The sequence below is a fragment of the Candidatus Clostridium helianthi genome (genome assembly GCF_045310795.1).
Taxonomy (GTDB): domain Bacteria; phylum Bacillota; class Clostridia; order Clostridiales; family Clostridiaceae; genus Clostridium; species Clostridium helianthi.
Window position 1 is genome coordinate 1 of the sequence record NZ_JBJIAB010000274.1, and the last position, 218, is coordinate 218.

General features: G+C 35.3%; 1 pseudogene. It reads right to left on the reverse strand.

The features are described from left to right. Positions 1-218 (reverse strand): annotated as a pseudogene (locus tag ACJDTP_RS28095) (transketolase); the annotation flags it as partial.

Sequence of the window (218 nt, forward strand, 5' to 3'; positions counted from 1 at the left end):
GAAGATTCTCTTGTAGCCATTTCTTTATCAAAGCTCCAAAGTTCTTCGTTGTTTAATAAAGCTTCTTTATCAAGTTCTCCACTCATCCATTTAGTATATTCTGCTGCAAGTTCTGGATAAGCTTTTGCATATGCTTTAAACAACTCATTCCAAGCTTCTTCAGTCTTTTCACCTTTTGCTATGTGTTCATTCATATTTGTGTACACTTCGTCTGGTAC